General features: G+C 69.8%; 7 protein-coding genes. 4 read left to right on the top strand and 3 right to left on the bottom strand.

Features of this window, described 5'->3' with window-relative positions:
• Positions 1-55: 55 nt before the first annotated feature.
• Entirely contained in the window at positions 56-1,588 is a 1,533-nt protein-coding gene (locus BR39_RS0100710; RefSeq protein ID WP_029907110.1) for a globin-coupled sensor protein, read from the top strand.
• Between the two features lie 69 nt (positions 1,589-1,657).
• Complete coding sequence (locus tag BR39_RS0100715) at positions 1,658-3,217, top strand: tryptophan halogenase family protein (protein ID WP_029907111.1); 1,560 nt, start codon at positions 1,658-1,660, stop codon at positions 3,215-3,217.
• A gap of 12 nt (positions 3,218-3,229) precedes the next feature.
• On the opposite strand, the gene BR39_RS0100720 is transcribed toward BR39_RS0100715, so the two are convergent.
• Both BR39_RS0100720 and BR39_RS0100725 read right to left on the bottom strand, forming a co-directional pair.
• A complete protein-coding gene (locus BR39_RS0100720; protein WP_029907112.1) occupies positions 3,230-3,598 on the bottom strand; it encodes a YciI family protein in 369 nt (122 codons plus the stop codon).
• Between the two features lie 163 nt (positions 3,599-3,761).
• Positions 3,762-5,132 (bottom strand): cation:proton antiporter, encoded by a 1,371-nt coding sequence (locus BR39_RS0100725; protein WP_029907113.1) that lies wholly within the window; start codon positions 5,130-5,132, stop codon positions 3,762-3,764.
• Between the two features lie 206 nt (positions 5,133-5,338).
• On the opposite strand from BR39_RS0100725, the gene BR39_RS0100730 reads away from it, so the two are divergent.
• Both BR39_RS0100730 and BR39_RS0100735 read left to right on the top strand, forming a co-directional pair.
• Positions 5,339-5,593: a type II toxin-antitoxin system Phd/YefM family antitoxin gene (locus BR39_RS0100730; RefSeq protein ID WP_029907114.1), complete on the top strand. Its 255-nt coding sequence runs from the start codon at positions 5,339-5,341 to the stop codon at positions 5,591-5,593.
• On the top strand, positions 5,593-6,090 hold the full coding sequence (locus tag BR39_RS0100735) for a type II toxin-antitoxin system VapC family toxin (protein WP_029907115.1): 498 nt from the start codon (positions 5,593-5,595) through the stop codon (positions 6,088-6,090). The genes BR39_RS0100730 and BR39_RS0100735 overlap by 1 nt, the downstream gene beginning before the upstream one ends.
• A gap of 3 nt (positions 6,091-6,093) precedes the next feature.
• Here the strand turns inward: BR39_RS0100735 and BR39_RS0100740 are convergent.
• The coding region (locus BR39_RS0100740; protein ID WP_029907116.1) for an alpha/beta fold hydrolase at positions 6,094-6,947 on the bottom strand (854 nt) is incomplete at its 5' end.

The following is a 6,947-nucleotide window of genomic DNA, read 5'->3' on the forward strand; positions in this document are numbered from 1 at the left end:
TGAATTCGGTTCACCGGTATCGCCCAAAGTACAGTCAACGACTCGGGGGAGCCGCATGAGCGCCAAGGACCAGCTCGACCAACGTCTGAGCTTCATGCGGTTCGATCATCGGTCCCGGTCGGCGCTGCAGGCGGCCAAGCCGGTGCTGGACGCTGCGGTGCCCGAGGCGCTGGAAAGCTTCTACGAACAGCTGCGGGGCTTCGCCGAGACGCGGGCCCTGTTCAAGGACGGGAAGGGCGAGAGCGCCCAGGCGCGTCAGGTGGCCCATTGGCGGCGGATGCTGTCGGGCGACCAGGGTCCCGACTATGTGGCGGCGGTCGAGCGCATCGGCCAGTCCAACGCCCGCGCCGGCCTGGAGCCGCGCTGGTCGATCGGCGGCTACGCCCTGGTGCTGGACAAGCTGATCCATGCGGTGCTGGGCAAGCGCTCGTCCGCCAAGGGGATGTTCGGCGGGGCCAAGGCCGACGACGGCGCGGCCGACCAGGTCTCGGCCCTGGCCAAGGCGGTGTTCCTGGACATGGACCTGGCCGTCTCGGCCTATTTCACGGTGCTGCTGGAAGAGCGCGACCGCCTCGAGGCCGAACGCCAGGCGGCCGAACAGCAGCAGGCCTCCGCCGTGGCCGCCCTGGGCGTGGCCCTGTCGCGGCTGGCCTCGGGCGACCTGTCGGTGCGGATCGACGGCGCGCTGTCGCCGGAGTTCGAGCGCCTGAAGACCGACTTCGACAACGCCGCCGCGGCGCTGGACAAGGCCATGGGCGCGGTGTCGCGCGCGGCGCTGGACATCCGGGCCGGGACCGACGACATCGCCCGCGCGGCCGACGACATGGCCGAGCGCACCGAGCAGCAGGCCGCGACCCTGCAGGAGACCGCCGCGGCCGTCGAACAGCTGACCGCCACGGTCGAGCAGACCGCCAAGAGCGCCAAGGCCGTCTCGGCCCAGGTCCGCGAAGCCGCCGCCGACGCCCAGACCTCGGGCGAGGTGGTGACCCGCGCCGCCGAGGCCATGACCCAGATCGAGAGCTCCTCGGCCAAGGTCTCGCAGATCCTGGGCGTGATCGACGAGATCGCCTTCCAGACCAACCTGCTGGCCCTGAACGCGGGTGTCGAAGCCGCCCGGGCCGGTGACGCCGGCCGCGGTTTCGCGGTGGTGGCCCAGGAAGTGCGGGCGCTCGCCCAGCGCTCGGCCGAGGCCGCCAAGGAGATCAAGACCCTGATCGCCGACTCCAGCCGCCAGGTGGGCGAGGGCGTCGACCTGGTCGGCCGGACGGGCGAGGCCCTGCGCGGCATCGTCGCCAAGGTCGGCGTCATCGACACCCTGGTCGACGAGATCGCCGCCTCGGCCAACGAGCAGGCCGCCGCGCTGGGCCAGGTCAACGTGGCCGTCAACCAGCTGGACCAGGTGACCCAGCGCAACACGGCCATGGTCCAGCAGTCGACCTCGGCGGCCCATGCCCTGCGCGCCGAGGCCGCGGACCTTTCCAACCACGTGGGCGGGTTCCGGACGGGCTCGACCCAGGCGCCGTCGCGCGAGCATCCCGTGCACCAGGCCCGCGAGCGCGTGGCCGCCTTCGCGCGGCCGGGGCGGTAGTCCCGGCCCGCGGGCGCGTCGGCGAACTTTGCTTTCCGCTTTTGCGGCGCGCCGGGCTATCAAGGCGGCATGGATCGTAGACGCAGAATCCTGATCGTCGGGGGCGGCACGGCCGGATGGCTGACCGCGGCCTATCTGGCCAAGTCCTTGCGGATCGCCGAGCAGGCGCATCTGGAGATCACCCTGCTGGAATCGCCCGACGTCGGCATCATCGGCGTCGGCGAGGCCACGTTCCCGACCATCCGCACGACCCTGCAGTTCCTGGGCATCGACGAGGCCCGGTTCATCCGCGAGACCTCGGCCACCTTCAAGCAGGGCATCCGCTTCAACGACTGGGCCTGGGCGCCGAAGGAGAGCGGCGGGCGCCACCAGTACTTCCACCCGTTCGAGGCCCCGTTCTCGACCGACGGGACCAGCCTGGCCCCTTACTGGCTGCTGCAGAACGAGGCGACCCGCGCGCCGTTCGCCGAGGCCATGACCATCCAGGCCCGGGTCGCCGACGCTCAGCGCGCCCCCAAGCGGCCGCACGAGGGCAACTTCTCGGGCCCCTTGAACTACGCGTACCACTTCGACGCCGCCAAGCTAGCCCAGGTGCTGGCCGAGCGGGCCCGCGAGCTGGGCGTGCGCCACGTGCAGGGCCTGCTGACGGGCGTGGAGCTGGACGCCACGGGCGCCATCGACCACGTCACCTGCCAGGAGCACGGCCGGCTGGACGCCGACCTCTATATCGACTGCACCGGCTTCCACGCCGAGCTGATCGGCCGGGCGATGAAGGCCCCGTTCAAGTCGGCGCGGCCGATCCTGTTCGCCGACCGCGCCCTGGCCTGCAAGGTGCCCTACGACCGTCCGGACGCGCCGATCCAGAGCTTCACGATCGCCACCGCGCACGAGGCCGGCTGGACCTGGGACATCGGGCTGAACGGCGCGCGCGGTGTGGGCTGCGTCTATTCCAGCGACCACATCGACGACGACCGCGCCGCCGCGATCCTGCGCGGCTATCTGGGGGAGGGCGCCGAGGTCACGCCCCGGGGCCTGTCGTTCGAGGCCGGCTACCGCGCCAAGCAATGGGTCAGGAACTGCGTGGCCGTGGGCCTGTCGGCCGGCTTCCTGGAGCCGCTGGAATCGACCGGCGTGGTGCTGATCGAGGCGGCGGTGGCGATCATCGCCGAGCTCTTCCCGCACAACGGCCCGATCAGCGCCCCGGCGTTCCGCTTCAACGAGCTGATGACGGCCCGCTTCGACAACATCATCACCTTCCTGAAGCTGCACTACTGCCTGAGCCAGCGGACCGAGCCGTTCTGGCGCGAGAACGCCGACCCGGCCTCGATCCCCGAGCGGCTGGTCGACTTGCTGGAGCAGTGGCGCTGGCGGCCGCCCACCCGCTACGACTTCATCCTGGACCTCGAGACCTTCGCCTTCTTCAACTACCAGTACATCCTGTACGGCATGGGCTTCAAAACCGACCTGTCGCCGGGGCGCAGCGAGTTCCCCGACGTGGCGGGCGCCGAGAAGCTGTTCGCCAAGATCCGCACGTTCGGCGACCGGGCCACCCACGACCTGCCCAGCCACCGCGACCTGATCGCCCAGATCAACCGCTTCGGCTTCGACCGGCCGCTGGAGCCGGCCTGAGGCCGGTCGGGCTCAGGCGAAGTCGGCTTCTTCGTACAGCGGCCGGATCTCGATCTCGCTGGGTCCCGGCATGGGGTTCGGGCAGCGCTTCACCCAGGCCACCGCCTCGTCCATGTCCTTGACCTCCCAGAGCCAGAAGCCGGCCACCAGTTCGCGGGTCTGGGGGAACGGCCCGTCGACCACCGTGCGGCCGGGACCGTCGAAGGCCACGCGCTTGCCTTCCGACGAGGGCTTGAGGCCGTCGCCGGCCTGCACGACGCCGGCCGCGGTCAGTTCGTCATTGAACCGGCCCATCGCCTCCATCATCGCCATCGTCTCGGGCGTGGGGAAGAAACCCTTCTCGCTGTCTTCGGTCGCCTTCACGAGCACCATCACGCGCATCGTCCGTCTCCTTGTCCGCGCCGGCCGCATCGGCCTGGCGTCGAAACGACGAACGGGGGCGTCGGATGCCGACATCGGCTCGTGGTCCGGCCAAAAAGAAGCCCTCGCTCCGGCAGGAGAGCGAGGGCAGGGAAGCGACTGGGAAGTCGACTGGGGAAGCCGGTCAGGCGGCCTTGGCGACGGCGCCGTCGATGGCGTCCAGCTCGCCCGTCTCGCGGGCCTTCTTGCCGTAGACCACCTCGAACAGCGGGCTGGCCATGACCGTGGTGACGATCGCCATCAGCACCAGCATCGAGAACAGGGTCGGGCCGATGATGCCCTTCTGCAGGCCGATGTTGATGATGATCAGCTCCATCAGGCCGCGCGAGTTCATCAGGGCGCCGATGCCCATGGCGGTGTGGTGGTTCTCGCCGGTGAGGCGGGCGGCGGCGTAGCAGGCGCCCCACTTGGCCAGGATCGAGCAGACCAGGACACCCAGGGCGATCAAGAGAAGTTGCGGCGAGTTGACCATGTCCATCCGGGTGTTCAGGCCCGAATAGGTGAAGAACATCGGCAGCAGCAGGACGACGGCGATCGGCTCGACCTTGCGCTTGAGCTCCTCCACCAGCTTGCCGCGCGGCATGACCACGCCCAGGATGAAGCCGCCGAAGATGGCGTGGATGCCCACGGCGTCCATCAGGAAGGCCGAGACGCAGAAGGCCAGGATGACCATGGCCAGGACGCCGGTGCTCATCTCGCCTTCGCGCTCGACGATGCGGCCCAGCGGAGCCAGGATCTTCGGGCCGAGGATGGTGACGAACGCCACCCAGGCCAGGCCGCCGCCGATGGCGAGGACCGCCACGCCGGGGCCGCCGCCGAAGGTGGCCAGCACCACGGCCAGCACGCACCACGACACCGCGTCGTCGAAGGCGCCGGCGGTCAGGGACAGGGTGCCCAACGAGGTCTTGGCCAGGCCGCGCTCGTTGATGATCCGGGCCAGCATCGGGAAGGCGGTCAGGGCGATGCAGGCGCCCATGAACAGCGTCGCGCTGCCCTGGCCGATGGTCGGGGCGAACAGGCCCGGCACCTTCAGCAGGAACGGGGTGATGAGGGCCGCGATGATGAACGGGGCCGCGATGCCGGCGAACGACACGCTCATGGCGCTCTTGGCCTTGGCCTTGAAGTGGCCCGCCTGGAAGCTGGTGCCGACCATGAACATGTAGAGGCCCACGCCCAGCTGGGCGCCGACGTACAGGACGTTCTTGGTCTCCTTGGGGAACAGGGCCAGCTGGAAGTCGGGGAACAGCAGGCCCAGCAGGGACGGGCCCAGCACCACGCCGGCGATCATCTCGCCGACCACCTGCGGCTGCTGCAGCAGCTTCTGGCCCAGCCAGCCCACGACCCGGCAGGCCAGGACGATGACGGCCAGCTGCAGGAAGAAGTGAACGCTGAAGTCGCCCGGCGTGAAGCTGTGGGCGGCGACCTTGGTGGCCGGGCCGTGCGGGTCGAGTATGCCCGTCACGGTCGTGACGAGGCTGGAAATGATGTCGGACACGTGTGTCCCCCCTGTTTGAAATCCCTCGGCGTTGACCGCCGTTGGTTCAAAGCCGCGCAGAAGCCAGCGGGGCGCGCAAGTTGAAAGAGCGTTTTTGACGCTCGCGTACAGAAGATTGTTTTTGCTGGCTTATTTCCTGTTGCGAGAACGCCACAACGTAGTAACGTACCTACAAGACAGCCTTGTCAATGTAGGTATGTAGGCACGTGAAAATCATCTCGAGTCGCGACTTCAACCAGGATGTCAGCCAGGCCAAGCGGGCGGCGCGGATCGAGCCGGTGTTCGTCACCGATCGGGGCAAGACCACCCATGTGCTGATGAGCATCGAGACCTATCGCAAGCTGTCGGGCCAGACCGAGACCATCGTCGACCTGCTGGCCATGGCCGCGCCGGCGAGCCTGGACGTCGCCGAGGTCCGCTCGACCGAGGCCTGGGACACCCCCGGAAGCTGGCGCGGCTGATGTACCTGCTCGACACCGGCATCGTCTTCGAGCTGCGCAACGCCAAGGCCGGCGGCACGGATCCGGGCCTGGCCGGCTGGGCCGCCGGCGTCGCCCGGTCCAGCCTGTTCATCTCGGCCGTCACCCTGCTGGAGCTGGAGACCGGCGTCGCGCGGGCCGAGCGGAAGGACAAGGCGACGGGCCAGGCGCTGCGGACCTGGCTGAACGACCAGGTCGCCGTCGCCTTCGAGGGGCGCGTCCTGCCGGTCGACGCCGCCGTCGTGCGCGGGCGGGGCCGCCTGCCGCTGACCGACGCCCGCGACGCCCTGCTGGCCGCCACCGCCCTGGAGCACGGCCTGACCCTGGTCACCCGCGACGTCGCGGCCTTCAAGGTCAACCGGCTGAAGGTGTTCAACCCCTGGGGCTACAAGCCCGAGGCGCTGGACGACAGCGAGGACTGGGGCCAGGCCGCAAAGGCCGGGTCCCAGTGGCTGCGCAACATCTTCGTGCGGGGCTGACGCCTACAGCTTGGTGACGTCGAGCACGGCCTGGGCGAAGGCGGCGGGCGCCTCCTGCGGCAGGTTGTGGCCGATCCCGCCCGTGATCAGGCGGTGGGCGTAGGGGCCCTTGAACTTGCCCGCATAGGCGGCCGGCTGCGGATGCGGGGCGCCGTTGGCGTCGCCTTCCATCGTGATGGCGGGGATGGTGATCGGCGGGCCGGCGGCCAGCTTGGCCTCCAGGTCGTCGAACTGGGCCTCGCCCTGGGCCAGGCCCAGCCGCCAGCGGTAGTTGTGGATCACGATGTCGACGTGGTCGGGATTGACGAACGACTTGGCCGTGCGGGCGAAGGCGGCGTCGTCGAACGTCCACTTCGGCGAGGCCAGGGTCCAGATCAGCCGGTTGAACGCCTCGGTGTTGGCCGCGTAGCCGGCTCGGCCGCGCTCGGTGGCGAAGTAGAACTGGTACCACCACTGGAGTTCCGCCGCGGGCGGCAGCGGGGCGGCGTTGGCCTTCTGGCTGCCGATCAGATAGCCGCTGACCGAGACCAGCGCCTTGCACCGCTCGGGCCAGAGGGCGGCCAGGATGTCGGCGGTCCGCGCGCCCCAGTCGAAGCCGGCGACGACGGCCTGCTTGATCTCCAGGGCGTCGAGCAGGGCGATCCCGTCCATGGCCAGGGCGGCCTGCTGGCCGTTGCGCGGCGTGTCGGTCGAACGGAAGCGGGTGGTCCCGTGGCCGCGCAGGTGCGGGACGATCACCCGATGGCCGGCGGCGGCCAGCCGCGGGGCGACCTCGACGAAGGCGTGGATGTCGTAGGGCCAGCCGTGCAGCAGCAGCACCGCCGGGCCGTCCTTGGGGCCCATCTCGACATAGCCGA

Origin of the sequence: Caulobacter sp. UNC358MFTsu5.1 (assembly GCF_000712075.1) — a bacterium.
GTDB lineage: Bacteria > Pseudomonadota > Alphaproteobacteria > Caulobacterales > Caulobacteraceae > Caulobacter.